Here is a 25,504-nt window from a genome sequence, read left to right as displayed (position 1 = left end):
GTTCTCTCCCTCCGTGTTTCTCCCCCCTGTTTCTTTTAATAGATAATAGGGGAAATAAGGCTGTAAAAGTCTCCTTTTACTGACCACTCCATCCCAGTGCCTCCCAAAAATGGACGCAGATATTACGTACTTTTTTTGCAGAAATAAAATTCTAAATAGGGAGAAAATGGGGAGGAAGTAGGATAGCTGTGTTTAATTATTGATCTTTTTCAGTGTTTTTCGGGGGGTAATCGCGATGTCGGCTTTAAACAAAAATCGCGATAAAATCCTGAAATACCTCTCCAACGTTCGAATCGCAACGCGAAACGACATTTCTCGCGAAACTGGGCTAACAGGGAGGGCCCTAACTGAAACCCTGTCAGAACTCGTTAAAGAGGGCGTTATTGAACTCATCGAAGAAAAACCGAAAACATACAAGTTTTTGGACATTAACGTCATCAAACTGGACTTTCAGGAGGTATCAAACTACTATCAACTCAAGCTCGAGGTGGTTAAGACCCTCAAAAGAGCGGGATGGAGACTTAAATTTAATCATCATGAAGTAGCCGCAGTTGCGTTAATGTATGCAAGGCACACACCGTTCAGAGTCCTGATCTTTGGCAGTCAGGGGGTGGGGAAAACTTCTCTTATTAAAGCAGTGTTCCGGGAAATTAAATCTCCTCTGGTACTCGAAGACCTGCATCTGATGAATCTCTATGAGGTGGTGGGCTCTACAAAGAATAAGACTAAAGTCATTGAAGAACAGTACAGGCATCGGTGGGGACAGGAAAACCCCTCCAGGTTTGACAAGTACGAAGTGATCCCTCTTTCGAGGATTGCTCCCTCGGAACTCATTTTCAGATTTATTCCTGTGAGAGTTGTTCAGCCCGTGACGGCACCGGAAGGATTATTCAAGCAGATTTATTTTGAATTTGTGAATGTTCCAAAACTACCTCTTCCCCGACCTCAAGAGATAGAACAGTTAAGTGAGCAATTGGGCTGCTATGAATACTTTACGATTGACAGCAGTGCTCATGCTCAAGCCGTTGGCAGGATAAAATATGATGAGATTGTGAACTTCACTGAGGACTCTACAGACCTGCATAAAACAAATATCAAATATGAATTAAGAACTAAAGACGATCTCTTACTGGCAAACTGGAGAGAGCTTCATCATGTAGATGATCTCTACAGGGGGTTCAATGAGGATCTTCAGATATGGAACAATGCCCTTCAGGTTCTCAGGTTTAACATGGGATGGCTTCAGGATGTAGACAAAGCTGTAGAACAGACAGTTGATTTTATTCTCGACATGTTCAAAACATTCACAATAGTGCGTCAGGTGTGACTACCCTATTATTCTTTTTTCTCCCAGCTCATTTTGGGAAATAGTTTTGGTCTCTAGCCAAAAATTGATGTTCATGACTCATCCATTTACCTCAAACAGGAGTATGGGAATAAAAAAGTTCTAGAGTCCAATCGAGAATTTGAAAGTAGCAAGGTAGCGCCGGTAGCGGAAGAGAGGCAGTGGTAGTAGCGCTGGTAGCAAGATAAAAAACTGGGAATTGGATTAAAAAATCAGTTTTTTCTTGCTTCTAGCAGAGGAAGAACCTTTTGTGGCAGTTTCAGGAGCACAAGCTTAATAAATCAAAAATTGCTTACTACGATAGGTTTGAGAACCATGAGTTCGGGTTGGAACTACTCATGGAGCGGCTGGAATGTTCTTGAGGTTCCAAAACCCTTAGCAGAAGAAATCCTCAATCTCAAGATCTACATGTATCAAGCTGACAATGCCCCCCGCCTAAGCGACGTTAACCTTTACAAAGAGCACGTCTCAAAACTTCTTCAACAGCAGAAACGTGAGGATTTTGACAGCTGGATAATTTATTACTCCCATCCAATCAGCGAAGAACTTCGTGAGGCTCTCAATGCAACGCAGATTGGAAAGAAGCCCCGCCCTATTACCAACTTCTCTCCAAGAGAAGCAACAGCCCTTATGACAAAGTATCTACAAAATAGACTTGGTAAAAGACTTGCAGAATTCACAGAAGAGTTCCAAGAACTTTCAGAACTAAGAAATGAGGACCTCGGCATCGCTACCGCCCGCAAACGCGTCCCGGAGGTTAAAGTTATTGGGTATGGAGGCGGGAAAATTAAAATTGCCCTGAGATACAGAGTCGAAAGTTCACCCACAATTAACCTGTGGGAACTTAAGAAGAGCAGTCTTCGCTCTCTTGTGGGGTTACTGGATAGACAACTCAAAGAACAAAAACCAATAAGAATCAAGAGCCCCCGCGCAAAGAGTGGAATGTACTCCTACCTTGTCAGGATACTTGCTGGGGAGAAAGCCAAAGAATTCCTAGAAAAAATGCTTTACACTGCTAGTTACCAGAAGATTAAAAAATCCATACGCAGTATCCATCCAGATAAGAATCCTCTCGATTCCGAATATGTATTCATTGCAGTCCCCTCCAAAAAGTACTCCAAAACTTTCTTTTCTCTATGTGGCACTCCTACGCCTTCAGATACCTGCTTGAGAGACACCTTGATATTCACCGAGTTGAATACCCAGTTAGTTGTGGATACTGCAGTAGAATCTATGTTGTTTGGTGAGGAAAGTGATTTTGTACAGTGGAGAAAAGAGGTTTTAAAAAAATACCAGAATGCAATCTCGCATTTTTCTAGGTCGTTTAAGTTTCATAGGGTTTTTCCTGCTCCTATTCTAGTCCCAGATCAAAAGATACTAATGGTCAAAACGGACAAAGGAGAAAGAAAGGAATGGGGGCTAAGAAAACTGATATTAAAAGGGAGTCCCTCCTCTGGTGTCTTTGATGATGCGATAGTGCCATTCACCAGTCGGAATGAGAATCTTAGAATATTTGTCTACTATCCTGCCAACATAAAATCAGAGGTCAAGAACTCTCTCTTTGAAAAAAGACTTGAGAGCCTAGCTAATGGAATTTATGCCAAGGCATTTACTGGAGTTGTAGAAGTGTCCCATCGGCCGATTAATGGCATCTCGTGGGGTTCCCTTAGGAGATCATCAACCCTCGACGAGTACTCCCATAAAATACTCACTGATATTGAGTCAAACCTTGGTGGACACAATGATTCCCATTTGATAATCACTGTCCTTCCAGATAGAAAAGAACTTGTCAGGTTTTACAATCTAAGAACAAAACTACTCAAAGAATATGACCGTAAAATAGCCGTGCAGGGAATTCAATTCAAGGGGCTTAATGACGCGTACAGAAGTTACTCCTCACTCCTTCAAACAGCTCCAAAGCTTGGGGTTTACTTCTACAGCTTGGATCCTGCAAATCCGGGAGTTAATAACCAGAACTATTATCTGTTACTAGGGATAGATGTCACTAGAAGGCATGAGGCAACTCAACGAAGTTTGGCTGCTAGTGTTGTATTAATGACTCCAGAGGGGATACCAAAAGGTACCGTAGTGTTTCCTCAGGATACCAACAGGGAGTCTGTTGACCTCTTTGGATTGTTTAAGGATATTCTCACCCATCGTGTGATCCGGCGGGAAATTAGGAAGAAGAAAGTAGGAGTGTTACTGGCACGTGATGGATTTGTGACGAAAAAAGAGGAAGGCAGCATTGAACCTATTCTAATGGAGTTTCCAAATCTTGAGCTTGATATGGTAGAAATTGTTAAAGAAACCGGAACCAGAGTGTGGCTATCCAATAATTTCAGGCCCTCCTATGTCCGGATGCCTTATGGAGAAATAGACCAGTATTTGGTAGTAGCCCATAGAGGTATGAAAGTTCAAAATTCTTCCTTTGTAAGAGCGTATGCAATTAGAAGGTATTATCATGCAACTGATGTTGAAAGCAACACGGGGCCTCATACTGCTCCGGTCTCTCTTGTTCACTATCTCATTTATCTTCACAGGTTGAACTACACCACATACATGGATTCTGTGATATCCCTCCCTGCTCCGGTTCATTTTGCTCATAAATGCTCGAATTTCATCAGAAAGTTCGGAATAGAAAAAATACCGATAGATAATGCACTGTTCTTTGTGTGAAAATTATGGCATGATCGAGTTAAAAACAAGCCAGAGATGCCAAGTACCTCACATGTTCGAGTTTAGTTTAATCTAAACTCGAAACATCTTAGCTTTGTACGTCCGCCGTATTCCAAAAACAATAAAGTGCAATAGTTTTAGAGGGAGCCCCCACAGAAAAACGCTTAAGTGACTCATCGAATACGTTTGGTAGGTGATAACATGCCAGCTCAAAAAATAACTCTAAAACAGCTTGAGACTCACCTCTTCAAAGCCGCGGACATATTGAGAGGTAAAATGGACCCATCGGAGTACAAGGAGTACATATTTGGAATGCTGTTCCTCAAGTACCTGTCCGACGTCTTTGAAAAGAAACGAGAGGAACTTAGGAAACAATTTGAAAATGCCAGAAGGAAGTGTGAAGAAGCCAGAGAGAAGTGTATCAAGGAGGGGAAAAAAGACTGTCCCAATTGCCCCACAGAGGAGGATATTGAAAAGAAACTTGAGAGTCCAGCTCTCTATGGAAGTACCTTCTTCGTACCACCCGAAGCTAGATGGGAAACAATCCTAGGTTTCAAGGAGGATGTGGGCAACAAATTGAACCGGGCTTTGATGGCCATTGAAGAAGCTAATAAGGAACTCGAGGGGGTGTTAAGCCATATTGACTTTAACGCCACCAAAGGGAAAACAAAACTCAAAGACCAACAACTCATCGACTTAATTCACCACTTTGATAGGTACAAGCTACTCCCGGAGAACTTTGAGTTCCCTGATTTGCTGGGCGTTGCATACGAGTATCTCCTCAAGCAGTTTGCTGATTCAGCGGGAAAGAAAGGTGGAGAATTTTACACCCCCAGCCACGTTAAGCGTCTCATGGTACGCCTTGTAAAACCCCAAGAGGGTATGACGGTTTACGATCCAACTGTTGGCTCGGGTGGTTTCTTAATTGAGGCTTATCGCTATGTTGAGGAACAGGGACAAAACCCCAAGAACTTGGGTCTCTACGGCCAGGAAATCAATGGGATAACCTGGTCAATATGTAAGATGAACATGATTCTCCACGGTATTAAAGATGCGGAGATTGAGAACGAGGACACTCTTAGGGACCCTAAACATCTCGAGAATGGATACATCAAGAAATTCGATAGAATCTTGGCAAACCCACCGTTCTCAATGCCAAGCCCGGGTGAAGATGTTAAATTCCCCGAGAGGTTCAAGTACGGGATAATACCCAAGGGAGCCAAAAAGGCCGATTTGATGTTCCTTCAGCACATGATTGCAAGCCTTAAAGAAGATGGAATCCTCGCCACGGTCATGCCGCACGGTGTTCTCTTCCGCGGAGGGCCTGAGAAAGTCATCAGAGAGGGAATAGTCAGAGACGACCTGATTGAGGCGATAATCGGCCTTCCACCCAAGCTGTTCTACAACACTGGAATCCCCGCATGTATTGTTGTAATAAACAAGAACAAGCCCCCAGAAATGAAAGGGAAAATACTCTTCATAAACGCGGAACGCGAATACGGGGAGGGCAGAAACCAGAACTACCTCAGACCGGAGGACATTGAGAAAATAGTCACGGTGTACGAAAAGAAGCTGGAGATACCAAAGTACTCAAGAATCGTGAGCATTGAGGAGATTGAGAAAAACGACTTCAACCTCAACATAAGGCGTTACGTCGATGCCACCCCAGACCCCGAGCCGGAGGACGTTAGGGCCCATCTCCTTGGTGGTGTACCAGAGTCAGAGGTCAAGAAATACCAAGGCCTATTCAACAAGTTTGGCTTTAATGTGGCTCAAATCTTTGAGCCCTACCACGAGGGATACCTCAAGTTCAAAGACGGTATTGATCAGAGAAAGATAAGGGAGATAGTGGAGGGGGATGAGAACGTTAAGGAGACGCTCGGCTCTTACTTTAAAGCCCTCGATTCTTGGTGGTCCCAGATAAAGCCAAAAATTGAGAATATGCCAAACAATAAGAACCTCTGGGCGTTCAGGGACGATGCCCTAGAGTCATTCAAGTCAGTGTTTCTGCCGCTGGGGGTCCTTGACGAGTTCAAGGTCATCGGTGTCTTCGTCAACTGGTGGGATGAACTAAGGTACGACTTCAAGACGCTGATATCTCTTGGCTGGAGCGTTGAGAACGGCATTACCAGCCTAATTGACGATGAGCTCATAGAGAAGAAGTTCTTCCCCAAGGAGCGTGAGGAGATTGAGGAACTCGAAGCCAAGGTGGCCCAGCTGAAGGCTGAACTCGACGAGCTCCTTGAGCAAGTCGAAGATTGGGACGAGGAAGAGCAGGGTAAGAAGAGCCCCAGCAAGGTAATCAAGTACCTCAAAGAGCAAATAAAGGACCTGAGCAAGTACCAGCTAACGAGCAAGAGCGCAATCGAGGAGATAAAAGAACTGAGGAGACTCATGAGGGCTATTGACGAGAAGAACAAGGAGCTCCGCAAAGTTAAGAAGAAACTAAATGAGAAGACTGAAGAGCTTCGTGGCAAATATCGGAAGGACAAGAATACAAAGGAAGAGATTCTTGAGAAGCCCGGTAAAATCCACAAAAAGCGTGAGAGCATGACTGACGAAGAGGCCAAGGAGCTAATCCTTGAGAAGTTCTACAACGTGATGAGGGAGCACCTGGAGCGCTACCTTGAGAGGGAGAAGCGCGAAGTCATTGAGGTTCTTGAAAAGCTCTGGGACAAGTATCATGAGCCACTCGCTGAGCTTCAGGCCGAGCGTGAGGAAGAGCGCAAAGAGCTTGAAGAAACCCTCAGGAGGCTGGGTTACTATGAGTGAGACTCCCGATGGGTGGAAGAGAGTTAAGTTAGGAGATATTGGAGAGATTAAACGTGGTGCTTCTCCTCGGCCCAAAGGAGATCCAAGGTATTTTGGGGGGGCAATCCCTTGGATAAAAATATCCGACTTATCGCGATTTAAGGAGGGCATCTACCTAACTAAAACAGAGGACACCGTTACAGAAGAAGGAAAACGAAGAAGTGTGTATTTACCTGATGGCTCTTTGATAGTCTCCAATAGTGGAACTGTAGGTGAACCGGCAATAATATTTACTGGGAAAGGCGGGTGTATTCACGACGGATTTATCACTATCAAGCCAAGGGAAGCTAGTGAAATATTCCTCTATTATTTATTTGAATGGAAAAAGCAAGAATTCCAAGTAATGGCCCAAGCAAACACTCAAGGGAATATGAACACTAAGCTCTGGGCTGAGGTTAAAATTAATCTCCCTCCCCTCCCAGAACAGCGCAAAATTGCCGAGGTGCTCTCAAAGGTCGATTCCCTCATCGAGAAGACTGAAAAAATCATCGAGAAGTACGAGCGCATAAAGCGGGGCCTGGCCCAGGATTTGCTCACGAGGGGCATCGACGAGAACGGTCGCATCAGGAGCGAGGAGACCCACGAGTTCAAGGACTCGCCTGTTGGGAGAATTCCGAAGGAGTGGAAGGTTGTTAAGCTTGGCGAACTGGGGGAAATAGTTTATGGGGACAGACTTCCTGAATCGGAATATCATCCATACGGTGATTCTCTTGTTTATGGTTCCAGCGGAATAATTGCAAGATCTTACAGATTCTTAGATACTGGTGCAGCAGTTGTTCTTCCAAGGAAAGGGACAATCACAAATGTTTTTTACGTTAGTCCAAATCAAAAGTTCTGGGTTATTGACACAGCATTCTACATCAAACCAACTATCGATGCTAAATTTTTGTATTACGGCCTTCAGAGAGTAAATCTAGAAATCTACAATGAGGCGACTGGTGTCCCAAGTTTGTCACGAGAAACACTTCGAAATATCCTGCTTGCAGTGCCCTACTCAGATGAAGAACAGCGCCGCATCGCTCAAGTCCTGTCGCAGGTGGACAATATTCTCGAGAAGGAACGCAGGGAGTTAGAAAAACTTAAGAGGCTCAAGCGTGGACTAATGAGTGACCTCTTGAGTGGTAAGGTACGAGTAACTCCACTGTTGGAGGCTTCGAAATGAAGCTAAAGAGGTTGATACTCGAGAACTTTAGGGGGTACTATGGAAGAACAGAAATTGACTTTGATGACCTCACTGCCTTTATCGGAAAAAACAACGTTGGTAAATCAACGATTCTTGAGGCCCTTGACATATTTTTTAACAACAATCCCCCCTTGGAGGGAGGGGAATGAGCTACCGCCGTCTTGATGAAGAGCACTATGTGGAAAACACTTTCCTTAATCATCTCAAACTCCTCGGTTGGAAAGTTTACCGGGGAAACAAAACTAACCCTCTCGTGAAGGAGATTAGGGGGTTCCGCAAGGACTACGAGCCAGTTTATGGCGATGAAGTTCAGCTTAGAAACAGCTTCAAGGATGTTATCTTAGAGAACGAACTCCGCAGGGCCCTCAAGAGGATAAACCCTTGGATGGAAGACGACCAAATTGAGGTCGCGATAAGAAGGATTCAGAATCCTGAATCACGCTCATTGGTTGAGGCCAACATGGAAATTCACGATCTATTGTTAGAGGGTATCTCTGTTTCTGAAAACCGAAAGACAGGAGAGAGAAGCCCCACGGTGAGGTACATTGACTTCCAAAACCCCAAGAACAATTCTTTCATAGCGATTTCCCAGTTCAAGGTTAACGTGCCCGGCACCAACAAGCACATAATACCCGACATTGTTCTGTTCGTTAATGGCCTTCCCCTTGTGGTTGTGGAGTGCAAGTCCCCCACAATCGCTGACCCCATTGATGAGGCAATAGAGCAGTTGATGAGATATTCAAATAGAAGGGGAGCAAAAGAGGGGAATGAGAAACTTTTCTGGTACAATCTCTTCCAAGTGGCGACTTTTAGGCGGGTTGCTAAGTACGGAACAATAACCTCTGAACGGCACCATTTTGTCGAATGGAAGGATCCATATCCCTACACTATTGAGGACATTCAGAGTCTCTTGGGCGGAAACAAAGTTTACAGCCAGCATTTGCTGATTCAGGGGATGCTGTCAAAGGAGAACTTGATTGAAATCCTCCACACGTTCACAATATTCATGGAGACTCCTACCGGTTTTGTCAAGATAGTTCCCCGCTATCAGCAGTTCAGGGCGGTTAAGAAAATCATCAAACGCCTCAAGGAGTACAGAGACCCGCGTAAGAGAGGGGGGATCATATGGCACACCCAGGGTAGTGGAAAGTCACTAACAATGATGTTCACGATACGTGCCTTGAATCACGATCCAGAGCTCACCAAGTTCAAAGTTGTCTTAATAACCGACCGCAGGAATCTGGAAAAACAGCTCAGGGATACTGCAAAAGGAGTGGGTTACACCGTCAAGGTGGCCCAAAGCGTTAATCACCTTAAAGAGCTCCTCAGCACCAACACTCCAGACATTGTAATGGCAATAATGCACAAATTCCAAGAGAGAGATTTAAAGAGCGAGTTCCCCGTTTTGAATACTTCCGATAAAATCCTCATAATGGTTGACGAGGCCCACAGGACACAGTACAAAATACTCGGTGCCAACTTAAGGAACGCCCTTCCAAACGCGACGAGAATCGCGTTTACGGGCACGCCAATCGCTAAGACAGAGGAGTGGTTTGGGGAGTACATTGACAAGTACACCATAAAGCAGTCCGTGGAAGATGGAGTAACTGTTGAAATTCTCTACGAAGGGCGTGCACATAAGGCAGAGCTCTCAGATGAGGAAGCGGCGAACAGGCGCTTTGAAGACGTTTTTGGTCAGATTGAAATCGAGAAAAAGAAACTTATCCTTGGCAAGTACACGTGGCAGGCCTACCTTGAACACCAAGATGTGATTAAGGACAAGGCTAAGGACATGATTGAGCACTATCTCAAGACGGTCTTTCCGAACGGTTTCAAGGCTCAGGTTGTCGCGGTCTCAAGATTGGCAGCCATTAGGTACAAGGAGGCCCTTGAAGAGGCTCTGAAAGAAAAGATAAAGGAGTTCGAAGAGAACGAAAAGGAGCATGGTATCACCAAAGAACAACTGGAGATTCTGAAACGGCTAAAAGTTGAAGTAGTTATCTCAAAGGGGCCAAACGATCCGGCTGATTGGGAGGCATACACAAGCCCCTCAAGACACAGGAAAATTATTGAGAGCTTTAAAACTCCATTTGGGAAGACCTCAAAAAGTGGAATTCCTGGGGACGTTGGTATCATAGTGGTAAACAACATGCTGATAACTGGTTTTGACGCCCCAATCGAGCAGGTCATGTACCTTGACAGAATTCTAAAGGGACACAACCTGTTGCAGGCGATTGCGAGAGTGAACAGGGTTTACAAGAACAAGAGTGCCGGTTATGTCGTTGACTACGTTGGAATAGTGAACCATCTGGAAGAGGCACTGTCCATTTATGCGAAGGATGACATTGATGAAATTAAAAAGGCCGTTTACAACAGAGAACAGAGCTTAGATCGGCTTGCAACGTTGTCAAGGAGGATTGATGAGTTCTTTAAGTCCCATGGAATAATGAACTGGAGAAGTCAGGTGGACGATTGCATTGACCTGTTGGAGAATGAGGAACTCAGACAGCAGTTCTTATCATTGACCCGGCAGTTTGGTCGGGAGCTGGATAGGGCCCTTCCAGACCCAAGGGCAGTTAAGTACGCCAGAGATTGGAAAATATTAGGATTCATACGGGAGAGTGTCAAAAACGTTTATTATGACAGCACAATGAGTATCTCGGAGGCTTCAAACAAAATCAGGGAAATCGTTGAGGAGTTCTTGGTATCCAAAGGAATTGACCCCAAGATTCCCCCAACACCGTTGTTGGCCGAGGACTTTGTGAAGCAGATACAGAAGTGGGAGTCACCAAAATTACAGGCCAAGGGAATCGAGGCAGCTATTAGGGATCACATACTAAAGCACTATCCTGAGGATCCGGAGTTTTATGGAAGGTTCTCTGAAAGACTGAAGCAAATTCTCGAGGAGTACCAAGGGCGGTGGGAGCTCCTTAAGAGGGAGCTTCTGGTGCTTAGGCAGAGATTGATTGAAGGAAGGAGCAGGGAAAAGACGTATGGGCTGGACCCAAGAAAGGAAATGCCCTTCTTGGGAATACTCAAGAAGGAGTTGTACGGCACGGCACCGTTAGAAAAGCTTCCCCCAGAAGAAGTCCAGTGGATGGTGAACGTAACCAAGCGGGCCCTTGGTATTATCAGGGAGCGGGTTAAGATGGTGGACTTCTGGGAGAGCCCTATCAAACAGAAGGAACTTAGGGCCGAGCTCATCAACGAGGTATTGCTACCCGAGATAACGCACAATCCCCAGTTGTTTGATAAGCTGGAAGTACTGGCTGAGAGGTGGCTGGAGCTTGCCTACTACCATTACAGTTGATGGGATTCCCGTTCGAGTTTTATTTTCCAAGAGGAAATCTCTAAAGCTCCAAGTCACAGATGAGGGTGAAGTCCGTTTAGAGGCACCTGTTGGTATCAGTGGCGAGACGATAATTCGATTTGTACAGGAACACCGGAATTGGATACTGAAGAAACGTGAGATAATCCTGAAGAGAGACCCCAAAGTCACAAAGAGGGAATTCGTATCTGGGGAGAGTTTTCTGTATCTGGGAAGATACTACCGATTGAAACTCGTCGATGATCAGAGAGAGCCATTAATTTGGAAGGATGGGTGGTTCTATCTTTCCAAAAAGCACAAAGATAACGCGAGGGAAGTATTCATCAGGTGGTATCGCGAGCAAGCAAAAATCATTATTCCCAAACGAGTTTGGTGGTATGCTTTACTCGGTGGATTCAAATACAACAGAGTGCTGATTACAAACGCTAAAAAGAGATGGGGCTCGTACACGGGAAATGGCAACTTGAATTTTTCGTGGCGGTTAGTTATGGCTCCCATGGGGGCAATTGACTATGTAGTTGTTCATGAGCTTGTTCACACTCTTGAACCAAGGCACACCCCTGAGTTCTGGGGTAAGGTTAAGGTGCTCTTGCCGGATTATGAAAAGTGGAAGTCGTGGCTTGATGAATATGGGTACATACTAACCAACATAATTTAGGGGGAGAGCATGATGATACTCCCGGAACTCAAGCCAAATGAGATTGCTCGTTTTTTCGAACTTTACGAGTGTCCTCAATACATAAAACTCCTTTATGAAAAGAAGAGTGGCGCACTCGACAACTATCACTGCGTGTTGAGTATCAAAAGTCGCGTGGACGATGTTCTTGTGGAGTGGGGTGCTAAATTTGAAGAAATGCTCCTTAGAGAGTTACATAAAAAACTCCCCAATGCAGAATTTTATGGCTTCTTCAAGAAAACAAAAACAAACAAGTCTCCAAGCCAAGTGTTTTTCGAAGAAAATTACCCCAACAACTGTACTTACATCAACTCGGAAGAAGAATGCTTAGAGAAAACTCGGGAGTTACTAAAGAAGCTATCTCAAAAAGCCCCAACAGTAATTTACCAACCCTGTTTAAAAGGGACCATTGGATCATTCCCCGTTGCTGGGAGGGCAGACTTCATCGTGGCTGTTCCAGAAAACGACCGTTTCACCTTTTACGTTTTGGAGGCCAAATTCACAAAAGAGGAGAAGCTTTTCCACAGATTCCAAGCGATAATTTACGCTTATCTCTTGAATCAGGTTTTAGATGGCCTCAAAATCGATGGAGAAATAAAGTTGGCGGTTGTAACCAAGGGAGCCCCACTAACTGAATGGCCACCAACAGGAACCTTGAACTTTCCTCAGGATGTAGAAGAGTACATTTTAACCCTGGAGAACAAGCTAGGGGAAGATGGTCCGTTTTATGCCATGTTGAACTCAGAAAAAGCTGACCTCTGGCTTACAATGCGGTGTGCCGAGTGTCCATTTGAACCCGTCTGCATAGCTAAAGCTGTTGAGAGAAGAGACTTGGGCCTCCTTGGAATTCAACCCGGTTATCAAAAAGTGTTCAGAGAGGCAGGAGTTGAGACCATCGATGATCTTGCCAATCTTTACGAGTTTCCTGTTGATAAAAGGGGTTATTCATGGCCTACCGATTTCAGACGTCCTAAGGCCAAAAAACCTGATGTGGTTGCTCACATAGTTGGGAAGACCGAACTCAGTCGCCTCCCAAAACTTTCTAAAATGGCCCAAGTCATAAAAAAGGAGATTGAGAGAAAAACAAATGACGTTAGACCCGAATTTATCCCCGGAACTGGTTACAACTTGCCTGCGGAGAATGGCTATTTTTATCCAGAGAATTCGCTTGTCAGGATTTATCTCTTTGTTCAGCACAATCCAATACATGACACTCTGATTGGAATATCTGGCGTTGTGGAGAACTCTGATTCCAAGCGGATAAAAATCCTAGCTGAAGTTGTTGATAAAATTCCAGAGGGAGAAGAAGAGGCCCTTAAAATGGAAAGAAACCTCCTAGTGAAATTTTTCACGGAAGTCCTCCGTGCCATCATAGAGGTTGCACCAAACTTAGAGGGGCAATATTATCGTGACCCTTACGAGAGAAACAAGAAGGGTGAACCCGCACTCAGAAAGTGCACGGGTGATGATGTTTTTCTCCACTTGTACTTTTACAGTAGATTTCACAGAGACAAGCTAATGGAAGCAGTGAAGCGCCATAGAGAAGTCTATGGGATGAACGCTATTCGCTCGTTCCTGAGTCTCAGGAAGGCCATTGACCAAGAGGGGTACTCAATTGTCAAAGATGAACTAATAAAGCGTCATGCCCTCAGGTTTCCCCCAGGATTGGGAATAATTCCTGTTGTTCATCAATTCCAGCTCAATTGGGGGGAAGCCCCTGAAGAGTATCACGGTAAAGCTCCTCATTGCTCACACAAGGGGTGGTTTACATGGAACGGATTAGAAGAGGAATTCGAAGACCTTTTCAAGTTCCTTGTCAAAAAGGACGAAAATGGCCAGCTAGTATTGTTTGATAGAAACAACCCATGTCCCCTGTACAACATAGGCAAATACTCGTTTGGAGGATATGGGGACGTCCCACCTCTTTACCCCATCTTTCATAGGGAAGACGAACAGGTGCCTCTTTATGTAGCATGGGACGCGCTTACTAAGGACAAATCGAAGGAATTAAAACAGTTACTTGAATACTTGGTGCTTGCTGTTAGACATGTGGAGCGTTCAATACCTGAGAGTACCAAAGATAAATTCATTAGGAAAACTCCATTCAGTCTCAAAGAGCTCGCCGATTTTAACTTGGCGGATATCAGTCTAGCAGAAGTTCTCGAGGAATATCAAAAACTTGAATACAACACGAGGAAGGAGGAACTCCAAACTCATTACCGGCTCCCGCTTTCCGTTCGTGTGCTGACTGGACGGAGTATGGTGATTAGGGTCTCAAGGGTAGAGAAACTCAAGGGCGGGAAGACAAAAATAAGAGGGTGTGCAATCTTACCTCCCACTGACGATCAGGGTATTTGGTGGAATTACGATCCTACTGAGGCTCCCCTTTTCAGTCTGGATGAATCTTCCTGGGTTGTCATTACCCCCGTCAAAAACGAATGCAAGAATGTGGGATGTGTAAAGCTTAGTCCTGTGATAACAGGAAAGGATCCAGCTTTTGAAATATCAAAATCGCCCCTTGCAGTAATCAATAGCTTTGATAGAGAAACTGGGGAGGTGGAACTTTCTCTTCTTCCCATTCGTCAGCGTGGACCGTTTTTGTTAAGCCACTCCTTCCCGAAAAATAATAGTTTAGGAATTCAAATTAATGGTGAAACGATTTCAAAGGGGAGTTACTTAGCCATTGACCCTGCTATGGATGACCTTAATATGAACAGGGCCTACACAGTTCTTGAGGAAATTCTCGATGGTTCACGCCCTCATTACCTTTACCAAAAACTGCAGGACATTTATTCATCAGAAAGACTCACTCATTGGGATATTGAGAAGTACAAGACAAATCTGTGGACGGAGGAACACGTTGAAGAGTTCGTGAATCTCCTTGAAAATGTTAGCAAAGTAAGTGATGGAGTTTATGTTCCAAATTCAGGTCAGAGGGAGTTTATTCTGGACATTGATAACTTCCTAGCTGGGCTTCAGGGACCGCCTGGAACTGGTAAAACCTCTGGAGCCGTTGCGCCCGCGATACTGGCCAGGGCGTACTCTTCAATTAAACAGAAAAAGACCTCGATTTTCATTGTCACTGGAGTTTCTCACAGGGCCATTGATGAAGCGCTTATTAGAACCGCCAAATTGCGTTTGGCTCTTAGCTCTCATATCAAAGAGCTCGAAAATATTGAACTCATTAGAGTGGCCAGCAGTAGGGATACTCTTCCTCAAATAGAAAATAACTTGAAGTCAGAGAACTTCATACCCGGGGAGTACAATGTCGCCTTAACATACGCTGAAGGAAATAAGGTTAGAGAAGTGCTTTCTTCCACTCGGCTTGATTGGTGGAAGTCTCAAACGGGCTATGTGAAGGTTCTCTTCGCAACTCCAGGAACGATTTTTAAGCTATTCAAAGACCCGACTAAGTTCCCCCCAATGGCTGAGCTTGTGGTTATTGACGAAGCTAGTATGATGGATCTCCCAATGTTCATAATGGCTACTATGGGTACTAAAGATGGTTCACAGGTTCTTATCGTGGGGGACCATAGACAAATGCAACCAATTCAGGCGCACAACTGGGAGGTCGAAGACAGAAAGACTATTGAGGAACACGTTCCATTTCTGTCCGCAATAAACTTCTTGAGGTTCCTGCGTGGGGAGCTTGACCCGGAGGAGCACAGGGAATTCGAGAAGCTTCTTTACCGGAATCCCCCCTTGTGGGAGAGCAAAGAAGTAATGGAGAATGTAATCCCTATCCACAGGTTGAGAGAGACTCATCGTTTACCTCAAATTGCTGCGGAGATGCACTCTGAGCTGATTTACAGCAAGGATGGGATTGAGTTAATAAGCAAGAAGAAAGGAGACAAGAAAAGACAATTGATGAAAATCGTGACTAATCATGAAGTTCCGGAATGGATAAGATGGGTTCTTCATCCTGGGTACCCCTACGTCATTATTGAGCATAATGATACTTCCTCTACAAAAGTCAATGAACTCGAGGCAAGAATAGTTTCTGAAGTAGTTAAAGCCATTCCCCAGGAGTTGGACATTGGTGTGGTCGTTCCATATCGTGCTCATAAGGCGTTGATTTACAGGGAATTAAGAGATTGTGACAGAGAGGTGTTAGTTGATACTGTCGAGAGGTTTCAGGGCGGTGAGAAGGATGTTATCATAATATCTATGGCATCAAGTGACCCAACATATTTGGCAACGGTCTTTGATTTTATTTACGACCAGAATCGGTTCAATGTAGCTGCTAGTCGTATGAAGGAGAAGTTGATATTGGTCGCATCAAAGAGCTTCTTTACTGCATCAGCCTTTGATTTAGAGCAGTTTGAGAAAATTAAAGTTTGGAAACGATTCTATCTGCGGGTTAAAACCTTTGGAGAATATCGTTCAATATGGGATTGGAACTTAGCTCTCAATCCTGTAGTGAGGATTATGGCGTATCGCCTTAAAAAATGGTAGAGCAAAGCTATGCTGTGTACCATTCATTATTTCTTTTTGACTTGTTCCTCAAGGATTTTTGAGGCGAGATCCTTGAAAGTATCTTCCTCTATCATATTCTTGTACTCAAAGAGCAACAAAGTTGCAGCTTCAAGGTGACTTTCTTCGATTAACTTAGTAATGATGTCTATGATAAACTGTGATTGTAAATTATTATTTGTTGCTTGTGTGGTTTCTATCGCTGGGTATCTCTGTCTGAGTGTTTCAAAAATATTAGCTTCAAATTCTCCCTTGTTCTTTTGTAGTCTTAATAGTTTAGATTCCTCTAATATGTCCAAAACCAAAGACGGGTTCACCTTTAATAGATCTAAAAGGACTAAATTTCCGGCTGTGATTAAGTCGGAGATTGAATACGTCCTGCCATGTTTTTCTTTGAAAAACTTCTTTAGGACTTTAAGCGAGTAGTAGGCATCGGAGGTTACTTTTATGGAAGACGCTCCTTTCATCATATCACCAAAATTTTAAGTATGTATTTTATTTAAAAAGCTTATGTTTTTACATACTCTCGGGAAACTCCCTAAAAAAGGACAGATAGATTAAGAAACAACTTCCTCGAAAATCTGTGCTGGTTTGAAATCCAGCTGGGCCCCGTTCTCACCAAACAGTTTCTTCCGAACCTCTGGGCTCAATATTAGGAGCAATTCCGGCATTAACCTTTCGATAAGACCGTCGAAGAGCATCTTCGTGAACCGACGATAACGAGAGCTAAATCGTTCGTCTCGAGTGATGGAGATGTAGTGGTAGAAGTCCACCCCCTCAACCCTTCCCAAAAGATAATTCTTGAATCTGCGCATATTGTCCAGTCCCAAGAGTCCCCCTCCAAAGAGCTCGCTCGATAATTTTTCACCTTCCATTTCAAAAACGCGCTCTTGTAAATAAGAGTCGACGTACTTTCTGATCAAGGACACGGTTATTATGGGCTCGTTTGGTGGGTATTTCCTGAGCCAAGGGTTCTTTCTGTAGAGTTCTTCTAGGATGTTTTCGTTGAATGCTAGGTTGGGCCGGTAGTATCTGTAGAACACTTTATCCAGCCCGTAATAGCCGAATATTGGCTCGTCTGGTTTCGTTATGAACTTCCTTTTGAATATTCTCAGCTCGTCTGCCAGCAATGGATGAATGAAAACAGGCGTGAAGCTTCTCACAGGACTATCTTTTATCTTCATTCTTCTGAAGTAGATTATTCTTCTGTTAAGATCGATTTGCTTTAGAACTCTGCCTTCTTCTTTTAAGAGAACTTCAAATTGGAGGTCATTTAGCTCGGATGAACGTGCTCCCGTTAGCAACAGCGTGATCAGTGCCAATCTGAGGTTTTCCAGTGTTCTGCTCTCTCTTTTAGTCTGCAATAGCAGGGCTGTCCAGCGTATGGCGTCCTTGACCCTTTCGTCAGTTACCACTTTCTTCTGTTCGTTTTTCAGGTATTCATTGAGTTGTTTCCCTTTTTCCTGGATTACCGATACGGAAAGCTTGTTTAGGTAAAATAATGGCTTAAACACTTCAAGTCCTAACGTCTGGGAGAGCTGGAGGCCGTAGTAGTTAAACAAGATTTCCTCCAAGCATATTCGTGAGCTTTCTAAATACACTTCTAGTGTGTGTTTAGCGGGGCGTCTCTTTTGGATGTAGTGCTGAAATGCTTTGTAGATGTCATTTGCGTTTATCTTAATTGTGTCGACTTCTGGATTTTCAGGGTCCAGCCCTTTGACTTCGAAGAGATTTTCTAGTAGTATGTTTAATGAGGTTGATCTGTTTCTAAAGGTGCCTCGCCTGAGTAGTCCTTCATCTCTTCTGCGTGCGAGTTTTTCTTTGTAGTCGTCAATAACCTCTAGCGATATCACTACCTCTGGCTGTTTAATGTAGTGGTCGTGTTTTTTGATTTTAGAGAATGTTTTACGTGCCATGGGGGTTCACCTCGTTGTGATTATTACCTACTTTAGCCTTAAAAACATAGTGCTGATCCAATAAAGTAGGCGATGATTTGAGATTGGAGAAATAAAAGACGGTATTTTCTGGCTCAAGTGTGAGTTAAAGTAGGTAAAAAATTGTCAATAATGAATCTCTTCATCGCCCAAGTGTATTCTTTGGGTGGGTTTATAAATTCATTCTCCTCCTATGTTCCGAATTCCTGAGCCCAACGTTCATAACGCCCTATGTCCTTTCTTGTAAGTGGACTCTTGATTTTCTTGAAAGCTTTCTCAAAGTCCCACATCTCAAGTGGCCTAACCTTTAGCTCAAGGTTTTCTAAGTTCGTGAGCCTCTTTATGTCTAAAAGCTCAGGATTCTCGTGCTCAAGCATATTGTGAATTGCAACTTGACACAATGCAGCGATTTCCCTCCCTGAGTAAAGTCGTTTCATGCTTTTTTCAGCTATAGTGTCAAGGTCTAAGTGGGATATATCAAGTCCTTTTGTGTGGATTCTTATTATTGCCTTAGTGGCTTCTCTATCGGGTAGGGGAACATAAATCCTGAGGGGAAAACGCGAGAGAATAGCTTCATCCAAGTCCCATGGCGTGTTCGTTGAGACCAATGTAAGAACAAAACGATCTTTCTCGCTCTTAAAACCATCGATCTCAGTAAGAAGTGTCGCAAGGGTTCTCCGAGTCGCCTCATGAACGTTTTCCCTTTTTGGCGTGAGGGCATCTATTTCGTCGATAAACACGATGCTCGGTGTTCTTTCCCTTGCTACTTGATACAATGCTGAAATTAGTTTGGAGGATTCGCCAAAATATTTGCTAAGTACGGCGCTGGCTTTGACGTTAAAGAACGTGGCATTGAGGCTACCGGCTGTTGCTGAAGCAAGGAGCGTTTTTCCGGTTCCGGGTGGTCCAAAAAGAAGAATGCCCTTCCATGGTTTAATTGCATCGGGTTTTTTGGCGAGTGCAAGGGCAACGTTTTTCGCAAGAAGTCTTTTAACGTCTTCGAGTCCTCCTATGTCGTCCCAGGTAATAGTCGAGTGGGAGATTAAATTTTCCACAATGGAGACGTATTCGTCCTCTATTCTTCTCTTGTTTCCAAAAGTGGCATTTTTAGCTTCAGTTGCAGTTGTACTTCTTATCAGGTTATCAGCAACTATACTCCATTTCTTGGCTTTCTCCAGGTAGAACTCTCGTCTGGATGGTATTTTCTCGGATATCTTGGCAAGTATCTCGGCACATTTCTTGGCTAGATCCGCTGCAGTTCTTAAGTCACCGGCTTCAAGGGCTTTCTCGTACTCTCGTTTGCAATCTTCAAAAAGTGACAAATAGAGGGACTGCATTATCAATCCCTCATGGCGTCTTCAATCTGCTTAAGTCTGCTCTTGGGCTCTAAGTCTGAGGAGGCAGAGGACTCAAAGAGAGATGTTGCCTCTTCAATTGTTTCTGCGTCGAAATCTCCTGTTAGTATGCTTTCACTCGTCAGATCGAGCATTGAAGCGAGCGCTTCATCGAGTTCTTCAACTTTTCCCATGGCTTTTTCGAATTCAATCTGCATCTTTGCTATGTCCTGAGCCCCCGGTCCTTCAGCTATGCTCTCGACTATGTCCCTGCTGAACTGGATGAAGTTAGCCGAGACCTTCACCAGCTCTCTCTGGATTTCGGCCTCCTCCATGAGGAGGAGCAATCTTTTAGCCTGCTTTATTCGCTCTTCAAGGGCGAGGTATTTCATGGCGCTCCTCTTTAGAAGGGCTTCATCTCCAAGTTTTGCCGCTTCCTTTCCTTGGAGAAATATTTTGCGCTTCAGGTTCTCGAGGTTGTTAATGTACTGCTTCAGGGCCATCTTTGCCTTCCTCATGCGCATCTTGCGCTCTATCTCTTTTTCCTCCTTAGATTTCCAAAATCTAACCATTTAGAACCCTCCTATTTTTTGAAAAACTATAACAGTCACATTATCCCTTGTGACCGGCAGGGCTTCTTCAATCAGCTTCTTAGCTATCTCTTCCGCGCTCTTTCCTTCGGAGGCTATTTCGACTATCTTCTTCTCATCAACGTAGTCGTGAAGACCATCTGAACTCAGAAGAAGAACGTCGCCCTTTTCAAGCTTCCACTCGTAGAGGTCAACGCCGAAGTCTATTCCGAGTGCCTTCGTTATGATGTTCCTCATCGGGTGCCTCTTGGCCTCTTCTTCCGTTATCTCGCCCTTGTCGAGTAGCTCCTGAACGAGGGAGTGGTCTTTTGTTCTTCCGATTATTTTTCCATTTCTTATCAGATAAGCCCTGCTGTCGCCAGTGTTCGCTATAACCGCTTCTTTTTGTTTAACAACAGCTGTAACAAGTGTTGTGCCCATTCCCTCCTTATCCCCTACAGCATTCTCCAGTATGCGTTTATGAGCGAGTTCGTGGGATATTCTCAACAGTTTCATTATCTTCTTGTTGCTCATACCCTTGCGATAACCCTGTCCAAAGACCTCTTTTAGGGTATCAACAGCGATTTGTGAAGCAACTTCCCCTGCATTGTGACCGCCGAGGCCATCTGCCACAGCTAAGAGGTATGCATCTGGGAGCCTCATTATCAGAAGGTTGTCCTCGTTGTTGTCCCTTGCTCCAACGTGGCTTATGCCAAAGGCTTTGCCTGCTTTCACCTCGATGGCCTTTTCGGTTCTCGTTACCTCCTCAACACCTACACCGTTCTTTCTCCAGTAGAGGTAAGCACCTGTACTGCCCAGCGCGAGAAGGGTGAGGGCAATCAGTAGAGGAACCTTTGACCCCTTCTTGGGGGCGCCAACCATAAGAAAAGCCGTTGAGGTGGAGTTCGCCTTTACCTCGACTTTCGTTGCGTTCCAGCTTTTGCCGTCGCTCACGTTAACGATGTATTCTCCGGGTGGTAGTAAAAGGGAACAGGGGGTTATGCACGTCTTTGTGATGTTCGTCCCGGTTACGAGAGCGGTCAGGTTTGAGGGAGTTGAGTTGATGAAGAGCATCCCAGGGAGGGGCTTGAGGACTTCGCTTATGGACACCAAAGCCCCGGGTTCAACTTCGACGGTGGTGGAGTAGGTCTCGTGGTTCCTGAGGGAAAGCCTTACCTCGTGCTTTCCGGCCGAAACGGAGACGTTGAGGGGTGTTTTTCCCGTGTAGTTTCCATCGACGTAGACCTTCGCGCCCTCTGGATGGGAGACTACGCTGATGACGCCCGGTTTGGGCCTCAGGGCTGCGTTTATGGTGAGGTTTTCACCCGGGCCGAGGGTCACGTTTTTCGTCCAGTTAAAGTACCCTTTGAGAACGATGGTCAGGGTGTAGTTTCCGGGTTGCACGTGCCTGCTCAGGGGAGTCTTTCCAAGGGGGAGCCCGTCTAGATAGATCTCGGCACCCTCCGGGGTTGAGGAGACGTTGAGCTCAGCTTGGCGGGGGATTAGCTCGAAGGTTAGGGGGGACGTTTGTTCCCCAATCCGAACCCACCTGCTGACGTTGAAGTATCCTTCCTTCCTCAATGTGAACCTGTGCAGGCCTGGAAAGAGGAACACCGCTGTCGGCGTTCTCCCCACGGTCACGTTGTCAACGAGCAGAAGCGCATCTCCCGGTTTCGACGTGACGTTCACAACAATTGTGCTCCGGGAGGCGTCCAACGAAACTCGAAAGTGCGAGGTTCTGACAGTAATCTCCTTACTTTTCAGGCCGATCTCAGAGACCCCTACACCCAGCCTTTCCACCTCGATTGAGGCGTTCTTCCATTCAACGTGAAGTGGCCTGAAGGGAAGGCAGAGCTTGGAGAGGCAGTTACCGTTGACGTGGAGTAGCACCGGGTACCCCAACCTCGTGAAGCCTGCAACGTAAACCCCGTCACCGGAAAAATCGCTGGACGTGTATAGTCCTCCCTCTGGGACGCTGATTCCGCCGCCCCACATCAAATCCCCGCTGCTGTTGAAAACGAGGGCGAATCCATCAACCAGTGAAGAGCCAGGGAGGAAAACACCATTCGGGATGGCTGTAGGGCCGTTGGGAAATACTCCGTAGGTCTTCCACTGGGATATTTCGGGTACTCCCTCCCTCATCCACAAAAGGCTTCCGTTGTCCCTCAATGCAAGTAGAAAGAACCCGGGACCCGCGGGATTGCCGCTAATGAAGAGGGTACCATTTGAAACTGCCATTCCCCACGAGTAACCGTTGCTACTTCTCACCTCGTTTCCCAAGACCTCTTTTTTCCCGAAGGGATAAACCTCCGCCCACGCAACGCTCCAGTTGGATAAGATCCTCATGGCGAAGGGATTTGTAACTCCTCCAACCTCTGCCTGACCGCAGACGAAGAGGCTCTCGTTCCAGAGAAGGGCATCTTCTACGGAGAGACTTCCGTTATCTGGAACATAGAGTCTCGCCCACGCTATAGAGCCGTTGCCGTTCATTTTTGCCACAACGATGCCCCTTCTATAGTTGAGGAGGACGAGGATCCCTCCTCCAATTGGAACAACCACGCCCATCTGGGAGTTGAGAGAAAGCTCTCTCGCCCACAGAACGTTTCCACTGGGGTCGAGTTTGAGCACCACAGGCGTCTGGTTTGTAACGTTCCCGATTGAGGCCACAAGGAAAATGGAGTTCCCGCCCACTCTCATGTACCTCACGACGCTCCAGTTGTCAAGCCGATAGAGTTTCCCCCAGATGGGTGAACCGTTTTCGGTCAGGGCGATGAGAGCGACGCTGCTGTTCAGGGTGCCCGCGAGGTAGACCGCTCCGTTGAGGTAGGCGCCCTCCTGGACAGGAACCTTCGGTGTGTAGGTCTTTACCCAGACTACGGCGCCGGCGGTGGGAAGCAACAGAAAAAGGATGAAGAGGGAGAGAAGCTTCTTCATTCTTCTACCTCCTTCTGGACTTTGTGGAGGAGAACCTTAAGCTCGTCCAAGGTTGATTTGCTTATAGGAACGCTTTCACGCATCATAATCTCAAGCTGGCTTATAGCGTTTTCAAGCTCATTCCTGTGGGTCTTTGAGAAGGCCTTCAAATCCTCAAGCGCGTTGATTAACTCGGCCTTGTCGTTGAGCTGTGCCAGTAAAAGGGCGTTCCTGCTCAGCTGTTCCACGAGCTGTCTGCGGAGCTTTTTAAGCTCCCTGCTGTCCGTGGTTAAACTCATAGTCGTCTTCGTCTTCTCAATCTCCTCGGCGAGCCTTGCCCTTTCCGCCTCAAGCTTTTTGAGAAGTTCAAGGTCACTCAGGAACTCCTCAACGCTCCCATAGCGGTCTTCTTTCTTCTTCGCTAAGAGTTTCTCAAAGATGCCATCGTATTTGGCTAAGGCCTTGTTGAAGTGGCTCGGGGGTTTTGGCTTGACGTCGGGGTTTATCACCTTGGCCATTACTACAGCTGGGGAAGTCCCCTGGTAGGGAAGTTTGCCGGTCAAAAGCTCGTAGAAGATTAAGCCGAGCTGATAGATGTCCGTTCTGGCATCGGTATGCCCGTAGGTCTCGTCATCGAGCTGTTCTGGAGCGGCGTAGAGGAGCGTTAATCCTTTGGTTGTGGTTGCGGTCGTTGATACTGCTCCAACCTTTGCCAGCCCCCAGTCGGTTATCTTTGGCGTTAAATCACTCGTTATCAGAACGTTCTGTGGCTTCAGGTCGCGGTGGTAGACCTGCTTTGAATGTGCATGCCTTAGTCCTTCAGCAATTCCCATGATGAAGTGGAGCGCCTTTTCTTCACCGACGGGCTTCGGATACTTTCCGAGGTCCCTGATTACTTCGCCGTTGAGCTTTACGCCATCAACAAACTCTATTTCAAGGTGTGGCAGAGGTTCATCGTAGGCGTTGTAGAGCTTGACGATGTTTGGATGGTCAAGAAGGCGCCACGCTTTGACTTCCTTGAGGAAGAACTTCCTGGCCTTCTCGTCTAGGCGGGAGACCTTAAGGGCGATGATTTTTCCGTCGCTCCTGCGCTTGACTTTAAAGACCTTCGCGAAGCCGCCCTCGCCGAGGAACTCGAGGGGTTCGTATTTTTCCAGAAGTTCGGGCGGGAAGCCTGGAACCCTTGGCGGGGTTCTGGGTTCTGGTTTCCTCGCCGGGGTTGATGATGGCCTTGCGGTTTCACCCGGGGAAGGAGGGGATTTCGGCTTTCCACCCTTGGCTTTTACCGCGACTCCGCCGATTAATCCAAGGACGAGAAGTCCCACCAGAACGTAAGTCTTCGGGATTCCCCCCGTCGTTGCCTGAACGGTTTGGGTCGGGGAGATTGTTGTAGCAGAACTGGTTGTTATAGAAGTTGAGCTGGTCGTGGTTGTTATCATTATAAGGCTCGCAGTAACGCTGGCCATTTCTCCGGCGCTCACAGTTACCTTTCTGGTGAACTCCTCGTAACCATCTTTAACAATCCTAACCGTGTGCTCACCGGGTGAAAGCTTGTAATCGCTTAAGGGCGTTTCTCCGGCGTAGTTCCCGTCAATGTAAACCTTCGCTCCAGAGGGGGAGGAGTCAACGCTTAAATAACCGAAGGTAGGTGTCAACTCAACTTTTAAGGTCTTGTTTTCTTTTGGAGTCAGGATTATACTTGTTGTGTAATTCCTGTAATTTTGTTTCGAGAGCTTTATCTCATAAGCCCCTGGTGTGAGATTTAGAACCAGGGGTGTTAACCCCTTGTAAGTTCCATTGATATACACTTTGGATTTTTCGGGAACGGAAAATATAGAAAGTTTTGCTTGATTTACATTGAGAGACTCATTGGTTTTAGTATACTGATTGTTAGTACCTTTGTGATAGATGAATATTCTCCCTTCAGCAATAGATGCGAAATCTCTTCCGTTGTAGAAGACCGCTAAAGTTGATGGAACACCTAAAAGAGTAACTCTTCCTGAGGAATTGACTATCCCAACAAATCCCTTGTAATTTGGTACTGCTAGCTCTTCAGGTCCAATAAACCTAATATATCCCCTATACAGGGGGAAAGGCCAGTTTTTAACGGCCACTATCTTCTCATCCTGCACGAGGTAAACCTGACCGCTCCAAGAGCCATTAGGATTTTGGGTGTTGACGAAAACTCCCAGCATTCCATTGGAGGATACATCAATAAGCTCTGCGTTTCCAGTCCCTACTCTAAAGCTTTTCAATATACTT

The 25,504-nt window shown here is 45.6% G+C and carries 14 protein-coding genes; 8 read left to right on the top strand and 6 right to left on the bottom strand.

Going from position 1 to position 25,504, the window contains the following annotated elements; genetic code table 11:
- The first annotated feature begins 235 nt into the window (after positions 1-235).
- The 8 genes from F7B33_RS04230 (at position 236) to F7B33_RS04195 (ending at position 16,474) form a co-directional block, all read left to right on the top strand.
- Positions 236-1,327, top strand: a complete 1,092-nt coding sequence (locus F7B33_RS04230) for an AAA family ATPase (RefSeq protein ID WP_297073285.1) — start codon at positions 236-238, stop codon at positions 1,325-1,327.
- Positions 1,328-1,651: 324 nt separating this feature from the next.
- Positions 1,652-4,021 carry a hypothetical protein gene (locus F7B33_RS04225; protein WP_297073283.1) on the top strand — a complete coding sequence of 790 codons (2,370 nt, stop codon included), beginning with the start codon at positions 1,652-1,654 and terminating at the stop codon, positions 4,019-4,021.
- A 201-nt stretch (positions 4,022-4,222) separates the two neighbouring features.
- Positions 4,223-6,793, top strand: coding sequence for a type I restriction-modification system subunit M (locus tag F7B33_RS04220; protein WP_297073282.1), 2,571 nt, complete (start codon positions 4,223-4,225; stop codon positions 6,791-6,793).
- Entirely contained in the window at positions 6,786-7,994 is a 1,209-nt protein-coding gene (locus tag F7B33_RS04215; protein WP_297073278.1) for a restriction endonuclease subunit S, read from the top strand. The genes F7B33_RS04220 and F7B33_RS04215 overlap by 8 nt, the downstream gene beginning before the upstream one ends.
- Positions 7,991-8,164: an AAA family ATPase gene (locus tag F7B33_RS04210; protein WP_297073275.1), complete on the top strand. Its 174-nt coding sequence runs from the start codon at positions 7,991-7,993 to the stop codon at positions 8,162-8,164. Before F7B33_RS04215 ends, F7B33_RS04210 begins: the two co-directional genes overlap by 4 nt.
- Positions 8,161-11,325, top strand: a complete 3,165-nt coding sequence (locus tag F7B33_RS04205; protein ID WP_297073274.1) for a type I restriction endonuclease subunit R — start codon at positions 8,161-8,163, stop codon at positions 11,323-11,325. The genes F7B33_RS04210 and F7B33_RS04205 overlap by 4 nt, the downstream gene beginning before the upstream one ends.
- Entirely contained in the window at positions 11,303-12,001 is a 699-nt protein-coding gene (locus F7B33_RS04200; protein WP_297073272.1) for a SprT family zinc-dependent metalloprotease, read from the top strand. The genes F7B33_RS04205 and F7B33_RS04200 overlap by 23 nt, the downstream gene beginning before the upstream one ends.
- 12 nt (positions 12,002-12,013) lie before the next feature.
- Complete coding sequence (locus tag F7B33_RS04195) at positions 12,014-16,474, top strand: AAA domain-containing protein (RefSeq protein ID WP_297073268.1); 4,461 nt, start codon at positions 12,014-12,016, stop codon at positions 16,472-16,474.
- A 26-nt stretch (positions 16,475-16,500) separates the two neighbouring features.
- Here the strand turns inward: F7B33_RS04195 and F7B33_RS04190 are convergent, their stop codons facing one another.
- From F7B33_RS04190 to F7B33_RS04165, 6 genes are all read right to left on the bottom strand, one after another.
- The gene (locus tag F7B33_RS04190; protein ID WP_297073265.1) at positions 16,501-16,962 is read right to left on the bottom strand and encodes a hypothetical protein; all 462 of its coding nucleotides are present in this window, start codon (positions 16,960-16,962) and stop codon (positions 16,501-16,503) included.
- Positions 16,963-17,049: 87 nt separating this feature from the next.
- Positions 17,050-18,408: a hypothetical protein gene (locus tag F7B33_RS04185; RefSeq protein ID WP_297073263.1), complete on the bottom strand. Its 1,359-nt coding sequence runs from the start codon at positions 18,406-18,408 to the stop codon at positions 17,050-17,052.
- Between the two features lie 209 nt (positions 18,409-18,617).
- A complete protein-coding gene (locus F7B33_RS04180) occupies positions 18,618-19,763 on the bottom strand; it encodes an ATP-binding protein (protein WP_297062500.1) in 1,146 nt (381 codons plus the stop codon).
- Between the two features lie 2 nt (positions 19,764-19,765).
- Positions 19,766-20,332: a hypothetical protein gene (locus F7B33_RS04175; RefSeq protein ID WP_297062493.1), complete on the bottom strand. Its 567-nt coding sequence runs from the start codon at positions 20,330-20,332 to the stop codon at positions 19,766-19,768.
- Positions 20,333-23,263, bottom strand: coding sequence for a PEGA domain-containing protein (locus tag F7B33_RS04170; RefSeq protein WP_297073261.1), 2,931 nt, complete (start codon positions 23,261-23,263; stop codon positions 20,333-20,335).
- The gene (locus F7B33_RS04165; protein ID WP_297073260.1) at positions 23,260-25,497 is read right to left on the bottom strand and encodes a PEGA domain-containing protein; all 2,238 of its coding nucleotides are present in this window, start codon (positions 25,495-25,497) and stop codon (positions 23,260-23,262) included. The genes F7B33_RS04170 and F7B33_RS04165 overlap by 4 nt, the downstream gene beginning before the upstream one ends.
- Between the last annotated feature and the right edge of the window lie 7 nt (positions 25,498-25,504).

It is taken from the genome of Thermococcus sp., from assembly GCF_015523185.1.
Taxonomy (GTDB): Archaea; Methanobacteriota_B; Thermococci; order Thermococcales; family Thermococcaceae; genus Thermococcus.
The sequence above is the reverse complement of the archived record's forward strand: the minus strand, read 5'-3'. Positions and strand labels throughout refer to the sequence as shown.